The sequence below is a fragment of the Methylobacterium sp. FW102-HT35C08 genome (assembly GCF_058790235.1).
In genome coordinates this window covers 3,353,714-3,369,596 of the sequence record NZ_JBYTCL010000002.1, presented here as the reverse complement: position 1 = coordinate 3,369,596, position 15,883 = coordinate 3,353,714, and the positions used below count along the sequence as shown (strand labels likewise).

Genomic DNA, 15,883 nt, shown 5'->3' with positions numbered 1-15,883 from the left:
CCGCCGTCCGTGCGGGCGCAGCGAAGCAATCCAGGGATGCGCCACGCCCGGCGCGTCGCGCTACGCTGGGTCGCTTCGCTGCGCTCGCGATGACGGTGGATCCGCCCGCTCAACCCGGCACCAACGTGTCGTCTGCGTCTCCCCAGTCGAACGACGATTGAGCTGGAACCGGCGGTCGGGCGCGACCCTTGCTTCGGCGACAGAGAGGCCGTCTTCCGGCAAGGAGATCCGATGCGCTACACGCTTGGTTGCAGCCTGTCCTACAACATCCTCTCGGACACCACCTTCATCTTCAACCTGGAGGTGGCGAAGCTGAAGAGCGTCGAGATCCTCAGCGAAAGCTTGGTTCTGACGCCGAACCTAAAGCGCGACCTCTACACCACCCCCGACCTCCTCAACCGCTACCTTGCGGTCAACGTGCCGACCGGCCAATTCGCGCTGGAATACAATGCCGAGGTGGACCTGACGGTGCATCGGGCCGATCCCGCCACCATCAATGAGACGCCGATCGGGCAGCTGCCCCTCGACATCCTGCCGTTCCTGCTGCCCAGCCGGTTCGTGTCCTCGGACCGCCTGACGCCCTTCGCGCTGGCCGAGTTCGGCGCGCTGCCCAAGGGCCACGCCCGCGTGAATCAGATCTGCAACTGGATCCACGACCACATCGCCTATCAGCCCGGCACGAGCGACGGCGAGACGACCGCCGATGAATCTCTGCTCAAGCGAGCCGGGGTTTGCCGCGACTTCGCGCATATCGGCGCTGCCTTCTGCCGGGCGCTTGGCATTCCGGCCCGGTTCGTGAGCTGCTACGCCCACGGCCTCGTGCCGAGCGACTTTCACGCGGTGTTCGAGGCCTATCTCGACGGACGCTGGTGGCTGTTCGACGCCACCCGGCAAGCCGACCTCGACGGGCTGGTGCGCATCGGTGTCGGCCGGGACGCCGCCGAGATCGCGTTCTCGACGCCCTTCGGCAACATGCAGCCCGTCAACCAGCAGGTGCGTATCCAGCGCTCGGACGGGCAGGGCAGCCCGATGCCGCGCACGATCGACGCGATCTCGACCGAGATCCCCGCGCCCCATGCCGGTGCGGCCTGAGCGGACATCCGCGCCGGATCACCCTATCGTGTGATCCGGTAATTGTCCCCGGGGGAGTCCGCATGGCCTACCGTCACGTCGTCGGCCCACGCACCCACGTCTTCGCCGACCTCGCGACCCTGATGGCGAAGGCGACGCCGGTCCGCTCGGGCGACCGGCTCGCCGGCATCGCCGCCGAATCCGCGGAGGAGAATGCCGCCGCCCGATGGTGCCTCGCCGAGGTGCCGCTCGCCGACATCCTGGCGAGGCCGCTGATCCCCTATGAGCGGGACGACGTCACCCGGCTGATCCTCGACACGCACAATGCGGCGGCCTTCGCCGAGATCGGCCACCTGACGGTCGGCGATTTCCGGGAGTTCCTGCTCACCGCGCCGCCGGAGACGCTGACCCGCATCGCCCCCGCGGTCACGCCCGAGATCGCTGCCGCGGTCTCGAAAATCATGCGCAACCAGGATCTGATCTCGGTGGCCCGGAAGGCGCGGGTGGTCACGCGCTTTCGCAACACGATCGGCCTGCCGGGCACTCTGGCCGTCCGCCTCCAGCCGAACCATCCGACGGACGACGCGAAGGGCATCACGGCCGCGATCCTCGACGGGCTGGCCCTCGGCTGCGGCGACGCGGTGATCGGCATCAACCCCGCCTCCGATTCCGTCCAGGCGCTCGGCGACCTGCTCCAACTCCTCGACGCCCTGATCCGCCGCCACGGCATCCCCACGCAGGCCTGCGTGCTCACGCACGTGACCACGACGCTCGCCGCCATGGAACGCGGCCTTCCGGTGGATCTCGTCTTTCAGTCGATCGCCGGCACCGAGAGGGCCAATGCCAGCTTCGGCGTGACGCTGTCGCTCCTCACGGAGGCCCACGAGGCCGCACTGGCGCTGAAGCGCGGCACCGTCGGCGACAATTGCATGTACTTCGAGACCGGCCAGGGCTCGGCGCTCTCGGCGGACGCGCATCACGGGATCGACCAGCAGACCCTGGAGGCGCGCGCCTACGCCGTGGCGCGGGTGTTTCGGCCGCTCCTAGTCAACACCGTGGTCGGCTTCATCGGCCCCGAATATCTGTATGACGGCAAGGAGATCATCCGGGCCGGTCTGGAAGACCACTTCTGCGGCAAGCTGATGGGCGTGCCGCTCGGCGTCGACGTCTGCTACACCAATCACGCCGAGGCCGATCAGGACGACATGGACACGCTGCTGACGCTCCTCGGGGCGGCCGGCTGCACCTACATCATGGGCGTGCCGGGAGCCGACGACGTGATGCTGAACTACCAATCCACGTCGTTCCACGATTCCCTCTACCTGCGCGAGGTTCTGGGCCTCAAGCGCGCCCCGGAATTCGAGGCTTGGCTGCACGGGATCGGGATGACCGACGCGGCGGGTGTCCTGATCCCGGGTGCGGAGACGCCGCTTCTGACCGCGGCATTGGATCTCGCCGCATGAGCGATCCGTCCGAGATCTGGAGGCGCCTCGCCGGCCTGACCCCGGCCCGGATCGGTCTCGGCCGCGCGGGCAGCGGTTTGCCCACCCGGGAGGTGCTGCGCTTCGGCCTCGATCACGCCCAGGCCCGCGATGCCGTTCACGCGCCGCTGGACGCGGAGACGGTGGCGCGCGGCATTGAAGATCTCGGCTTCGCCACGCGCGCGGTCAGCTCCCGGGCGCCCGACCGGGCGACGTACCTGCGCCGGCCGGATCTCGGCCGCCGGCTCGCACCGGAGGACCGCACCGCGCTCCAGGCCGAGGCTATGCAGGCTGACCTCGCGGTCGTCATCGCCGACGGGCTGTCGGCCCGGGCGGTGCACGAGAATGCCGTCCCGTTCCTCGCGGCGTTCAAGCCTCATGCTGAGAAGGCGGGATGGACTCTCGCACCGATCGTCCTCGCCCGGCAGGCCCGCGTGGCACTGGGCGATGAGATCGGCGGTGCCCTGGCGGCCCGCGCCGTCGCCGTGCTGATCGGCGAGCGGCCCGGCCTCTCATCTCCCGACAGCCTCGGGATCTACCTGACCTTCGGCCCTCGGCTCGGCCGCTCGGATGCCGAGCGGAACTGCATCTCCAACGTGCGGTCAGCGGGTCTCACCCACGACCTCGCCGCGTTCAAGCTCGACTGGCTGCTGACGCGGGCGCTCAAGCTGGGTCTCACCGGCGTGGCGCTGAAAGACGAGAGCGATCAGATCCTGGTCGGTGCGGCACAGGCCGCTGCCCTGCCAAGCCAGCCTGACTCTTGAGGTCAAGAGTCAGCCCCAAAGACGTTCGGAGGACCGACGGCAGATCACAAGCCGTTGCCTCGGCTTGGATCATCCGCTCCGCGACCTCATCCTGAGGTGCGGACGCGGAGCGACCGCCTCGAAGGAGGGCTCCAGTCCGCCGCGCAATTCTGGAGGCCTCCTTCGAGGCCCGCTGGCGCGGTCACCTCAGGATGGGGCGACGGGGCGCCGCCCTCGCAGTGGCCGCTGCGTGCCCGCACCTGACTTGGAGGATGGGAAAGAGGGATCACTCAGTCGGCGGAGCGTCCGACCGACCCGATAACGCCGACTAGCCGTCAAGCAGCGGCCCGGATCTGTGCCGCACACGTGAATGCAGCGCGGGTTCCGCCCAAGTCTTCAACGTGCCTGCAACCGGCGTTGCGACGCCGTGCTCAAGATCTCCCATACGACAACACAGGCCGTCCGCCGAGGCCACCGGCCCTCCGCGTGGACGCCAGGGACGGTAAGTCTTCAGACGATGTCGGTTATCGCGATCCAGGAAGGATTATCCTTAATTCTGCGTCGATTTGCGCGCGGCGGGCAAGCGTAGCTGTGGCGAGGTCGCAACACCGTAAAACGATCCCGGCTCCGCCCCGAGACCTGCCTGTAAACGCCGCGATCCCGCCATAGTCCGGGCCCACCTCAGGATCGGCGGTAAACGGCAATTTCGACAACGATTTACCGTTCAGAAACGAGGACTTCCCGAGCACGCGGACGGCCCCTCCGGCACATCGCGAACGGCGATGCGCCGCGGTGGCTCGCACCCTCGGGAACGGCTGTGCGAAGGCTTGGTCTGAAGTCATGGTGACGGTGTTGAACGACAAGTCGAAGCTGCCGAGCCGCCACGTCACGGAGGGGCCCGACCGCGCGCCGCATCGCTCCTACCTCTACGCCATGGGTCTGACCCGCGAGCAGATCCATCAGCCGCTGGTCGGCGTCGCGTCCTGCTGGAACGAGGCCGCGCCCTGCAACATCTCGCTGATGCGTCAGGCCCAGGCGGTGAAGAAGGGTGTCGCCGCGGCGAGCGGCACGCCGCGCGAGTTCTGCACCATCACGGTCACCGACGGCATCGCCATGGGCCATGGCGGCATGCGCGCTTCGCTGCCGTCGCGCGAGGTCATCGCCGATTCGGTCGAGCTGACCATGCGCGGCCACGCCTACGACGCTCTGGTGGGCCTGGCCGGCTGCGACAAGTCGCTGCCCGGCATGATGATGGCGATGGTCCGCCTCAACGTACCGTCGATCTTCATCTACGGCGGCTCGATCCTGCCGGGCTCGTTCCGCGGCAAGCCCGTGACCGTGCAGGACCTATTCGAGGCGGTCGGCAAGGTCGCGGTCGGCGACATGAGCCTCGAGGATCTCGACGAGCTGGAGCAGGTCGCCTGCCCGTCGGCCGGCGCCTGTGGTGCGCAATTTACCGCCAACACGATGGCGACCGTCTCCGAGGCGATCGGCCTTGCGCTGCCGTACTCGGCCGGCGCCCCGGCCCCTTACGAGATCCGCGACAAGTTCTGCGCCACGGCGGGCGAGAAGGTCATGGAGCTGCTGGCGAAGCAGATTCGCCCGCGTGACATCGTCACCCGCAAGGCGCTGGAGAATGCCGCGACCGTGGTCGCCGCCTCCGGTGGCTCGACCAATGCGGCCCTGCACCTACCGGCGATCGCGCATGAATGCGGCATCGAGTTCACGCTGTTCGACGTCGCCGAGATTTTCCGGCGCACGCCCTACATCGCCGACCTGAAGCCGGGCGGGCGCTACGTCGCCAAGGACATGTTCGAGGTCGGCGGCATCCCGCTCCTCATGAAGACCCTCCTCGACCATGGCTTCATGCACGGCGACTGCATGACGGTCACCGGCCGCACCATCGCGGAGAACATGGACCGGGTGACCTGGAACCCGGATCAGGACGTGGTCTACCCGGCCAACAAGCCGATTACCCCCACCGGCGGCGTGGTCGGCCTTAAGGGCAATCTCGCGCCCGAGGGCGCGATCGTGAAGGTCGCCGGCATGCCGGCGGACAAGCAGGTCTTCACCGGCCCGGCCCGCGTATTCGACGGCGAGGAGGCCTGCTTCGAGGCCGTGCAAACGCGCACCTACAAGGAGGGCGAGGTTCTGGTCATCCGCTACGAGGGCCCGCGCGGCGGCCCCGGGATGCGCGAGATGCTGTCTACCACCGCAGCCCTCTACGGCCAGGGCATGGGCGACAAGGTCGCGCTGATCACGGACGGGCGGTTCTCGGGCGCGACCCGCGGCTTCTGCGTCGGCCATGTCGGCCCGGAGGCGGCGGTGGGCGGCCCGATCGGCCTGATCCGCGACGGCGACATGATCACCCTCGACGCGATCCAGGGCACGCTGAGCGTCGCCCTGTCGGACGAAGAGCTGGCCGAGCGCCGCAAGTCCTGGACGCCGCGGGCCAACACCGCGACCTCCGGCTACCTCTGGAAATACGCGCAGGGCGTCGGCCCGGCGCTCTACGGCGCGGTCACGCACCCGGGGGGTGCCAAGGAGACGCAGAGCTATGCGGACGTCTAGGACTGACCTCAGCCGGCGCAGGGCGCCGGCCGGGGCCGATCCCGGTCGGTTCCGGTCTGCCGGCAGGATCGCCGTCGCGGCCTGGGCTCTCGTCCTGCTGGCCTTGCCGACGGACGCGCCGCGCGCCCTCGACGCCAATGTGCGCACGCCCGTTCAGGTCCCGGTCGCCGACCGAAGCTACCGGTCGGCCAAGGATGCGCTGCGCGCCGGCATGCGCGAGTACAATGCCGGCGACAAGCAGGGCGCCGCCCGGGCGCTGGAATACGCGGCCGGCCAGGGTCATGCCCTGGCCCTGTGGAAGCTCGGCCGCATGTACGCCGACGGGGACGGCGTGCCGCACGACGACCTGAAGGCGTTCGAGTTCTTCTCCCGGATCGCCGATGCCAGCACCGATGACGGGCCTGACCCGCAGAACTCGGCTGTGCTGGGGAGCGCCTTCACGGCGCTCGGCACCTACTTCCTGGAGGGGATCAAGGGCACCTACGTGCGCCCGAACCCCGAGCGCGCCTACGACATGTTCAACTACGCGGCGTCGTATTACGGCGACCCCAACGCCCAGTACAATCTCGCCCGGCTCTACCTCGACGGTACCGGCGTCGAGGCCGATCCACGGCAGGCGGCGCGCTGGTTCAACCTCGCGGCCGAGAAGGGACACCATCCGGCCCAGGCGCTGCTCGGCGACATGCTGATCAACGGCCTCGGCGGCGTGCCGATCCAGCGGGTGAAGGGCTTGATGTGGCTGTCCCTCGCGCGGGAAGGCGCTGAGAACCGCAAGGACGACTGGATCGTCGCGCTCTACGACAAGAACTGGGCGGCCGCGAACGAGGACGACCGGGCCGAGGCGCAGTCGCAGCTTCAGACGGTCGGCTCGATCCGGCGGCGGCGCTGACCGCCGCCGGGCCACGCCTCGCTTCAGCCCTTCCGCGAGTCCTGCGCGGCCACGAAGGAGGGTCGCGCCAGCGTCGCGGCGACATAGCCGGCCAGCCTCGGCCAGCGCTCGGCGTCGATCTGGGCCTTCGCCAGCTTGAAGTTGAAGAAGCCGGTCGCGATGGAGATGTCGGCGATGCTGAAGGCATCGCCCGCCAAGTACGGGCCCGAGATCTCCCGTTCCAGATAGTCGAAGAGCGGCGGCAGATCCTTGTCGAGCGCCTTGGCCACCGCGGCCTCGTCGGTGGGCTGCCCCATCATGTTCGGCTTCAGCACGCGTTCGACGAACGGGACGATGAGCTTGGAGAAGAGTTCGGTGTCGCCGAACTTGTCGAACCAGACGGCGCGACCTAATGCCTCCGGCTCCGAAGGGACCAGGGCCGGCGTCGGATGCTTGCGCTCGACATACCAGAGGATTGCCGACGAATCGGCGAGCCGGAACGCGCCATCCTCGATGGCGGGGATCTTCCCGAGTGGGCTGGCGGCCCGGAAATCCGGAACCGGCGCGTGGAACATCACGGGCCTGTGCTCGAAGGTCACACCCTTCGCGGTGAGCGCAACCAGGACCTTGCGGACATAGGGCGAATAGCCGGTGCCGTAGACGATCAAAGAGGGCTCCTGTTTTGGGAAACGAGTCTGGGCCTGCCGAGCCGGCCCACTCGCCAGGAGCATAATTTCTCAACCCGGCGATAGCTCCACCGTCACGGGCACGTGATCCGACGGCTTGTCGAGGCCGCGCAGGTGCTTCTGCACCGAGGCCGAGACCAGCCGGTCGCAGGCCTGCGGCGAGAGCAGCAGGTGATCGATGCGGATGCCGAAATTCCGCTGCCAGCTTCCTGCCTGATAGTCCCAGAACGTGTAGAGCCCGTCCCGCGGGTCGCAGGCGCGCAGGCCGTCGGTGTAGCCCTCGGCCAAGATGGCACGGAATGCCGCCCGGCTCGCCGGAAGGAACAGCGCATCGGAGCGCCAAGCCTCCGGATCGGCCGCATCGGCGAGCTCGGGAATGACGTTGTAATCGCCGGCGAGCACCACGGGGATCTCGTCGTCCATCAGGGCACGGGCGTGCTGCCGCAGCCGCTCCATGAAGGCGAGCTTGTAGGGGTATTTCGGGCTGTCCACCGGGTTGCCGTTTGGCAGGTAGATCGACGCAACCCGCACGGGTTGTTCCGTCTCACCCGAGATCAGGGCCTCGATGTAGCGGGCCTGCTCATCGGCCGGGTCGCCCGGAAGGCCGCGCCGGACCGAGTCCGGCGCGATCGCCAGCGGCTTCCGGACCAGCAGGGCGACGCCGTTATAGGCCTTCTGCCCGAGCGTCTCGACCGCGTAGCCCGCGTCCTCGATCTCCGCGCGCGGAAACGCCTCGTCCTGGCATTTCAGCTCCTGCAGGCAGACGACGTCGGGCCGGGCCTCGTCCAGGAAGGCGAGCAGGTGCGGCAGCCGCTGCTTGATCGAGTTCACGTTCCAGGTCGTTATCCGCATTGCCTCGCATCCGATCGCCGCCAGCCCGTCATCCGCACTTCGTGTCGCGCTGACAAGGCCATCCTCGCGCAAGGTCGAGGATCTAGGATCGACGGATGGATTGGTTCGAGCCGGTCAGGGCCTATTGCGAGCGCAGCGGGCCGGGATGCTGGGGCGAGCCCGCCAACGCTCTCTCCAATGGCGCCTTTCTGCTCGCGGCCGCAGCCGCAGCCTACCGCGCCCGTGCAGCGGAGCCGCCGGACCGCGCCGGTCTCGGCCTGGCTGCGGTGATCGCCGTGGTCGGAATCGGCTCGTTCCTGTTCCACACCTTGGCGGTCTACTGGGCGATGCTCGCCGACGTGATCCCGATCGCGGTCTTCATCTACGCCTATCTGGCGCTGGCGCTGCACCGATACCTGCGCCTTGCTCCGGCGCGCGTCACCGCCGCCGCGGCCGGGTTCGCCCTGTTCAACTTCGCCCTCACACCGATGCTGGACGGCCTGACCGGCGCGGGAATGTCGAGCCTGACCAACGGGTCCATCGATTACCTGCCGGCGCTGCTCGCCCTGTTCGGCGTCGCCTGGGCCACCATGGGATCGGCCCAGGAACGGTTCATCGGCACCGGGCGCCGGCTTGCCGGCATCGGCGTGCTGTTCCTCATCTCCCTTGCGGCGCGCACCGCTGACCAAGCGGCCTGCGCGGTGCTGCCGTTCGGCACGCATCCGCTCTGGCATGTCCTGAACGCCGCCGTGCTCTACGCCCTTGTCGCGACAGCCGTGCGGCACCGCGAGGCGACCGGCTGACGGGCCCGCGGCCGTCTGGCGGTTTCCTTGCGGCTCAAGCGGAATTCTTGCAGAAGTGCGCGGCGTCGGGCGCCCGACCGGTTGCGGTCGCTCGGGCACAGAAGGGATCATGACAGTGAGCTTTCGCCTCGGGATCGCCGGTCTCGGCACCGTCGGTGCGTCCGTGGTCCGGATGGTCGAGCGCCGACGGGCGGCGCTGACGGCCGCGGGTCTCGATATCCGCGTCACGGCGGTCTCGTCGCGCGACCGGAGCCGCGACCGCGGTCTCGACCTCTCCGAAATCGCGTGGTTCGATGATCCCGTCGTGCTGGCGCGCTCGGGCGATGTCGACTGCGTGGTCGAACTGATCGGTGGCGCGGAAGGCGCCGCCAAGGCCGTCGTCGAAGCGGCGCTCGGGGGTGGGAAGCCGGTCGTCACGGCCAACAAGGCGCTTCTCGCCCGCCACGGTGCCGCCCTCGCCACCCTCGCCGAGCAGAACGGCGTGGCGCTCGCCTTCGAGGCCGCGGTGGCCGGCGGGATCCCGGTGATCAAGACCCTGCGCGAGGGTCTGCCGGGCAACGCGATCTCCCGCGTCTACGGGATCCTCAACGGCACCTGCAACTACATCCTCAGCCGCATGGAGCGGGAGGGCCTAACCTTCGAGGCCTGCCTGAAGGACGCCCAGGCGCTCGGCTACGCCGAGGCGGACCCGACCTTCGATGTCGAGGGCTTCGACACGGCCCACAAGCTCGCCATCCTGACCAGCCTCGCCTTCGGCACCGTGATCGACGCGGAGGGCGTGTCGGTCGAGGGTATCTCGCGGGTGCAGCCCCTCGATCTGCGGATGGCGGACGAGCTGGGCTACCGGATCAAGCTGCTCGGCGTCGCGCAGGCCGCCGAGGCCGGCATCGAGCAGCGGGTTCACCCGACGATGGTGCCGAAATCCTCGGCGATCGCGCAGGTGATGGGCGTGACGAACGCCGTCACCATCGACGCGGACGCGGTTGGCGAACTCACCCTGATCGGTCCCGGCGCCGGCGGCGAGGCCACGGCCTCCGCAGTCCTGTCCGACATCGCCGACCTCGCCCGCGGGATCGTCCGTCCGACCTTCGGCGTGCCGGCCAGCGCGATGCGGCCGAGCGAGCGGGTCGAGATGCAGCGCCATGAGGGCGGCTACTACATCCGGCTGACGGTCCATGATCGCCCGGGCGTCGCGGCGGGCGTCGCCCAGCGCATGGCCGAGCGCGAGATCTCCCTCGAGAGCATCCTCCAGCGCCGCATCGAGAGCGCCGACACGGATCCGCGCGGGCGGTCGGGCCGGCCCGTGCCACTGGTGCTGATCACCTACGCGGCGACGGAGGGGAGCATCCGGGCGGCGCTGGACGCGATCGGCAACGACGGCCTGCTCGCCGAACCCCCACAGGTCATCCGGATCGAGCGCGAGTAACCGCCTGTGCACAAGAATCCATCTTGGGCACCGGACGGCCACGCCTTAATGCAGGATATTGGGCAGCGCTGCTGACGGCGTAGGCTGAACGACCGCCCTTCGACGGCGTTCAACCGAGATCCGACTTCAAGATCGGGCTCGGATAAAGGCAGGAAACGATGGCTGACGCTTCCAACCCCGCTCCCCGCGGCGTCCCGCGCACGCTCGCCCTCGAGCTGGCCCGCGTGACGGAGCGCGCCGCCATCGCGGCCGCGCGCTTGCGCGGCAAGGGCGACGAGAAGGCGGCCGATCAGGCGGCCGTCGACGCCATGCGGGACGAGCTCAACGCCCTCCCGATCCGCGGCACGGTGGTGATCGGCGAGGGCGAGCGCGATCAGGCGCCGATGCTGTTCATCGGCGAGCAACTCGGCCGCGGCGACGGGCCGGAGGTCGACATCGCGGTCGATCCGCTGGAGGGCACGACGCTCTGTGCGAAGGACATGCCCGGCGCCATCGCGGTGATGGCAATGGCGGAGCGCGGCTCGCTGCTCGCCGCGCCGGACGTCTACATGCAGAAGATCGCGGTCGGTCCCGGCTATCCGAGCGGCCTCGTCGATCTGGACGCGAGCCCGACCGAGAACATCGCGGCCTTGGCGCGGGCCAAGGGCGTCGAGCCGCACCAGATCACCGCGCTGATCCTGGACCGTCCCCGCCACGCGGCGCTGATCGCCGAGGTCCGGGCGGCCGGTGCGGCCGTCCGCCTGATCTCGGATGGCGACATCGCCGGCATCATCTTCACCGCCAGTCCGGAGGAGACGGGCATCGACCTGTATCTTGGGACCGGCGCGGCTCCCGAGGGCGTGCTCGCCGCCGCGGCCATGCGGTGCATCGGCGGCCAGATGCAGGGGCGCCTGATCCTCGATACGCCGGAGCGACGCCGGCGAGCGGCCGAGATGGGGATCGAAGATCTCGACCGAAAGTACGATCTCACGGATCTCGTGAGCGGCGACGTGATCGTCGCCGCCACCGGGGTGACCGACGGCGCGCTCCTGCGCGGCGTCCGGTTCAAGCCGGATCGGATCCAGACCGAGACGCTGGTCTATCGCTCCGAGGCGGGCACGGTGCGCCGCATCCTCGGCGAGCACCGCCGCGGCCTGACCTGATCCGCCGCCGCGGCGCCGCTAGAGCCCGGCCGGGTCAGTTCAGGACGACGACCTTGGTGCCGACATTGACGCGGCTGAACAGGTCGATCGCATCCTGGTTGATCATCCGGATGCAGCCCGACGACACGCTCTTGCCGATCGAGAACGGCTCCAGCGTGCCGTGGATGCGGAACAGCGTGTCCTTGTTGCCCTGCCAGAGGTACATCGCCCGGGCGCCGAGAGGATTGCGCAGGCCGCCCGCCACGCCGAGGCCGCTCTGGAGCTTATCGACCTCGCTGGCGAGCTTCGGGCTGCGGGCGATCATCTCCTTGGGCGGGTACCAGTCCGGCCAGGCCTGCTTGGAATTGACCGTCGCGCTGCCCGACCACGAGAAGCCCTGCTTGCCGACGCCCACGCCGTAGCGGCGTGCCCGTCCGTTGGACTCGACCAGGGTGAGCTGATGCGCCCGCGGATCGACGATGATCGTTCCGGGCTCGTAGGGGCCGTTATAGGCGATCTCCTGGCGGAGGAACGCCGGGTTCATCTTCTTGTAGTTGAAGGCCTGGATCGGGAACACGTCGTCGGTGACCGGCCCGTAGGCCTTGGCGTAGTCAATCGGCTCGTTGTCGGGGGCCCGGAGCACGGCCTTGGCCTTGGCGGCCTCCAGAGGCGAGAGCCCCTCTGCCGGCGGCACGGCGCCCGGACGAGCGGGGACGGTCGGATCCGTGTCCAGAGCGGCGGCCGGCGCGGGCGGTGCGGCTTGTACCGGCGCAGCCGCTGCGGGCGCCGACGGAGCGCGGCGGATGAAGTCGGTGCGGCCGGTGTAGGGCAGGTAGCGGCCGCCGCGGCGCACGTAGTAAGCGCCGTTCTGGTCCTGATAGAGCTGGCCGTCGTCCCCGAATCCATCAATGCCGGACTCGCCGACCGGCCCGCGGCTCTGGGCGTGCGCAGCTGAGGCGAGAGCGAGGACGGTGAAGCCGGCCAGGAAGAGGCGACGGATCGGGGCGGACATGGTTCGAATTTCCTCGGGGGGCGACACCCGGGCTCGCCGCGGTGCGCATTCGAGCAGGCCTGCACGAGCGCGCGGCTCAGCTCAGTCCGGGGCTTAGCAAAGATTGCGCTTTATCGCCAAGTTGCCGGCCGTACGTGCGAGCAACTTACAGGGTGTCCGAGCGCCTTTCTGCGGTCCTGTGTTGCCTTCGTGCAGCAATGACCATGTCACCACCCCTCACGGATGCGTGAGAGCCGCGCCAGCCCGCCCGTTTGCTCGGCAGGCCTGCCCGGATCGACGGCAGCGCGCCCGTCGAAACCGGTCGCGCACGGCTGCCTTGACCTGAGCTTCTGTCGGTCCATCCGCGGTGCCGCGGGCGTGGCACGCTTGCTGCTTGATACGAGGGCCGCGCTCGCCGCGGCATTGGAGCAACGGCGCTCCAAACAGCGGACGGTGTGAGTCCGGATCCCCGGCATGAGCGACCGCGTGACGGTTCGCCCACTACAGACGAGCACCAGCTATGGCCAGCTTCAAGACGGTGATGAAGTCGGGTCACCCCCCGACGCTGTTCGCGGCGTTCCTCTACTTCGATTTCTGTTTCGCGATCTGGGTTCTGAACGGCGCAATGGGCCCGTTCATCACCGAGACCTACAAGCTAACGCCGGCCCAGACCGGATTCATGATCTCGCTTCCGATCCTCGCCGGCGCGCTGATGCGCTTCCCGCTCGGGATCCTGGCGCAGTATATCGGCCGCAAGAACGCCGCGATCACCGAGATGAGCGTGATCATGCTGGCGATGGCCTACGGCTACCTGTTCGTCTCGTCCTACAACGACGTGCTCGCCATGGGCGTCCTGCTCGGCATCGCCGGCGCGTCCTTCGGCGTGGCCCTGTCGCTGGGTTCGGGCTGGTTCCCGCCGGAGCACAAGGGCCTGGCGATGGGCATCGCTGGCGCCGGCAATTCCGGAACCGTGCTGGCCGTGCTGTTCGCGCCGCCGCTGGCGCAGGCCTACGGCTGGCAGACCACCTACGCCTTCGCGGGCGTGGTCATGCTCCTGCCGCTCGTGGTCATGATCGTGCTGGCCAAGGAGCCGCCGGATTGCGAGCACCAGTCGTTCAAGGAGCACATCTCCTGCCTGTTCACGAAGGACGGCTGGGCCTTCTCGCTGATCTACGTGATCACCTTCGGCGGGTTCGTGGGCCTGTCCAACTTCCTGCCGACCTTCTTCTACGAGCAGTTCGCTGTGACGAAGGTCGAGGCCGGCCGGCTGACCATGCTGGCGGCCTTCATGGGCTCGGGCATCCGGATCGTCGGCGGCTATTTCGCCGACCGGATGGGCGGCATTGCGGTCCTGTCGGTGGTCCTCCTGGCGGCGATCGCCACCTTCCTGTCGCTGACCGCCACGCCGTCGCTGGCGCTGACCACGCTCCTGTTCATGCTGTGCTTCGCGGCGCTCGGGGCCGGCAACGGCGCGCTCTTCCAGCTCGTGCCCCTGCGCTGGCCGAACAACACGGCGGTGGCCGGGTCGATGATCGGCGAGATCGGTGCTCTCGGCGGCGCGATCCTGCCGAACGTCATGGGCCTGTCGAAGCAGTATACCGGCTCGTTCTCGATGGGGTTCATCGGCTACGCGGCCTTCACCGCGATCGTGCTGGGCTGCCTCGCCCTCTGGCAGCGCAAATGGGTCGGCAGCTGGGTCGGCCCGCGCGGCAAGGCCCTTGGGACGGCCGCCGAGGCCGAGGCGCAGGCACTCCGGCCGGTGACCGCCTGACCGGCTGCGCAAGGCTGCAGATCCGGTGTATCTTGAGACGGAGGCCCTCGCGGCCTCCGTTTCTCGTTGAAGCCCACGGATGCGATTCGCGTGTAGGACGTACTTCCGCGGTTGCGTTCCGGCGCGCGAAGCGTTTGAATAATGCATTACGAGAGAGTGCCCGATCCAAGGATCGAGGCGCCCGGCGACCGCGAGAGGCGGCGCCCCTGAGTGGAGGAATGGTCGATGGCGAAGCGCTTGAGCGCCACGAACGGCGTGCTCGGCCTGCTCTGCGTGATGTACTTCATCACCTATCTGGACCGGGTGAACATCGCGACCGCCGGCGCCGAGATCATGCGCGAATTCGGCATGTCGAAGACGGATTTCGGCCTGATCCTCTCGGCGTTCGCCTATCCCTACGCGATCTTCCAGGTGATCGGCGGCTCGGTCGGCGACAAATTCGGCGCCCGCCGCACGCTGCTGGCCTGCGGCATGATCTGGGCGATGGCCACGATCCTGACCGGGATGGTCGGGGGCTTGGTCAGCCTGTTCCTCGCCCGGGTCCTGCTCGGCTTCGGTGAGGGCGCGACCTTCCCGACCGCGACGCGGGCGATGCAAAACTGGACGGCGCCGGGCAAGCGCGGCTTCGCGCAGGGCATCACCCACGCCTTCGCGCGGCTCGGCAATGCGGTCGCGCCGCCGATCGTCGCCTTCCTGATGTACCATTTCGGCTGGCGCACCAGCTTCGTGATCCTCGGCGCGGTCAGCTTCGTCTGGGTCGCGATCTGGTATCTCTACTTCCGTGACGATCCGTCGGACCATCCGGCGATCACGAAGGCCGAGCTCGAGACGCTGCCTGCGCCCCGCAAAGTCGGCGCGAAGCAGACGGTGCCGTGGGGCGCCCTGACCCGGCGCATGCTGCCGGTGTCCATCACGTATTTCTGCTACGGCTGGACCCTGTGGCTGTTCCTCGGCTGGCTGCCGAGCTTCTTCAAGGAGAATTACAGCCTCGATCTCAAGAACTCGGCGCTGTTCGCCTCGGGCGTGTTCTTTGCCGGCGTCGTCGGCGACACGGTCGGCGGCATGCTGAGCGACTCGATCCTGCACCGCACCGGCAACGTGAAGCTCGCCCGGCTCTCGGTCATCGTGGTCGGCTTCCTGGGCGCCGCGGCAAGCCTCGCGGGCGTGTTCATGACGCGCGACCTGACCCTCGTCGCCCTGCTCCTGTCCTCCGGCTTCTTCTTCGCCGAGCTGGTGATCGGGCCGATCTGGTCCGTGCCGATGGACATCGCGCCGAAATATGCGGGCACGGCCAGCGGACTGATGAACACCGGCTCGGCCCTCGCGGCCATCGTCTCGCCGATCGTATTCGGGCTGATCGTCGACCTGACGGGCAGCTGGACCCTGCCGTTTGTCGGCTCGATCGGGCTGTGCTTGCTGGGCGCCGGCCTGGCCTTCACCATGCATCCCGAGCGGGAATTCGTGGAGCCCGCCGTGCCATCGGTCGGTCCGGCGGCCACGGTCCCGGCCGGGGAGTAGCG

13 protein-coding genes are annotated in these 15,883 nt (G+C 68.7%); 10 read left to right on the top strand and 3 right to left on the bottom strand.

All coding sequences use genetic code 11. From position 1 onward, the window contains the following. The first annotated feature begins 231 nt into the window (after positions 1-231). From AC3WSN_RS16035 to AC3WSN_RS16015, 5 genes are all read left to right on the top strand, one after another. Positions 232-1,092 carry a transglutaminase-like domain-containing protein gene (locus AC3WSN_RS16035; protein ID WP_192707566.1) on the top strand — a complete coding sequence of 287 codons (861 nt, stop codon included), beginning with the start codon at positions 232-234 and terminating at the stop codon, positions 1,090-1,092. 62 nt (positions 1,093-1,154) lie between these two features. After that, the gene (locus AC3WSN_RS16030) at positions 1,155-2,534 is read left to right on the top strand and encodes an ethanolamine ammonia-lyase subunit EutB (protein ID WP_492539245.1); all 1,380 of its coding nucleotides are present in this window, start codon (positions 1,155-1,157) and stop codon (positions 2,532-2,534) included. After that, positions 2,531-3,316, top strand: coding sequence for an ethanolamine ammonia-lyase subunit EutC (gene eutC / locus AC3WSN_RS16025; protein ID WP_492539243.1), 786 nt, complete (start codon positions 2,531-2,533; stop codon positions 3,314-3,316). Before AC3WSN_RS16030 ends, eutC begins: the two co-directional genes overlap by 4 nt. Before the next feature lie 819 nt (positions 3,317-4,135). Further along, on the top strand, positions 4,136-5,866 hold the full coding sequence (gene ilvD, locus AC3WSN_RS16020) for a dihydroxy-acid dehydratase (protein ID WP_492539241.1): 1,731 nt from the start codon (positions 4,136-4,138) through the stop codon (positions 5,864-5,866). Continuing rightward, a complete protein-coding gene (locus AC3WSN_RS16015) occupies positions 5,853-6,755 on the top strand; it encodes a tetratricopeptide repeat protein (RefSeq protein ID WP_492539239.1) in 903 nt (300 codons plus the stop codon). The genes ilvD and AC3WSN_RS16015 overlap by 14 nt, the downstream gene beginning before the upstream one ends. Before the next feature lie 23 nt (positions 6,756-6,778). Here the strand turns inward: AC3WSN_RS16015 and AC3WSN_RS16010 are convergent, their stop codons facing one another. Both AC3WSN_RS16010 and xth read right to left on the bottom strand, forming a co-directional pair. After that, on the bottom strand, positions 6,779-7,402 hold the full coding sequence (locus AC3WSN_RS16010; RefSeq protein ID WP_492539237.1) for a glutathione S-transferase family protein: 624 nt from the start codon (positions 7,400-7,402) through the stop codon (positions 6,779-6,781). Between the two features lie 69 nt (positions 7,403-7,471). Beyond that, positions 7,472-8,272 carry an exodeoxyribonuclease III gene (gene xth, locus AC3WSN_RS16005; RefSeq protein WP_492539235.1) on the bottom strand — a complete coding sequence of 267 codons (801 nt, stop codon included), beginning with the start codon at positions 8,270-8,272 and terminating at the stop codon, positions 7,472-7,474. 95 nt (positions 8,273-8,367) lie between these two features. Here xth and AC3WSN_RS16000 point away from each other — a divergent pair, with 95 nt between their 5' ends. The 3 genes from AC3WSN_RS16000 (at position 8,368) to glpX (ending at position 11,622) form a co-directional block, all read left to right on the top strand. Beyond that, positions 8,368-9,054, top strand: a complete 687-nt coding sequence (locus tag AC3WSN_RS16000; protein WP_492539233.1) for a ceramidase domain-containing protein — start codon at positions 8,368-8,370, stop codon at positions 9,052-9,054. Positions 9,055-9,163: 109 nt separating this feature from the next. Then, positions 9,164-10,480 carry a homoserine dehydrogenase gene (locus AC3WSN_RS15995; protein ID WP_492539231.1) on the top strand — a complete coding sequence of 439 codons (1,317 nt, stop codon included), beginning with the start codon at positions 9,164-9,166 and terminating at the stop codon, positions 10,478-10,480. Between the two features lie 158 nt (positions 10,481-10,638). Beyond that, positions 10,639-11,622, top strand: a complete 984-nt coding sequence (gene glpX / locus AC3WSN_RS15990) for a class II fructose-bisphosphatase (protein ID WP_492539229.1) — start codon at positions 10,639-10,641, stop codon at positions 11,620-11,622. A gap of 34 nt (positions 11,623-11,656) precedes the next feature. On the opposite strand, the gene AC3WSN_RS15985 is transcribed toward glpX, so the two are convergent. Then, positions 11,657-12,613: a L,D-transpeptidase gene (locus AC3WSN_RS15985; RefSeq protein WP_192707575.1), complete on the bottom strand. Its 957-nt coding sequence runs from the start codon at positions 12,611-12,613 to the stop codon at positions 11,657-11,659. A 499-nt stretch (positions 12,614-13,112) separates the two neighbouring features. On the opposite strand from AC3WSN_RS15985, the gene AC3WSN_RS15980 reads away from it, so the two are divergent. Then, a complete protein-coding gene (locus AC3WSN_RS15980; RefSeq protein WP_192707576.1) occupies positions 13,113-14,363 on the top strand; it encodes a nitrate/nitrite transporter in 1,251 nt (416 codons plus the stop codon). Positions 14,364-14,588: 225 nt separating this feature from the next. Then, complete coding sequence (locus tag AC3WSN_RS15975) at positions 14,589-15,881, top strand: MFS transporter (RefSeq protein WP_492539227.1); 1,293 nt, start codon at positions 14,589-14,591, stop codon at positions 15,879-15,881. Positions 15,882-15,883: the final 2 nt, after the last annotated feature.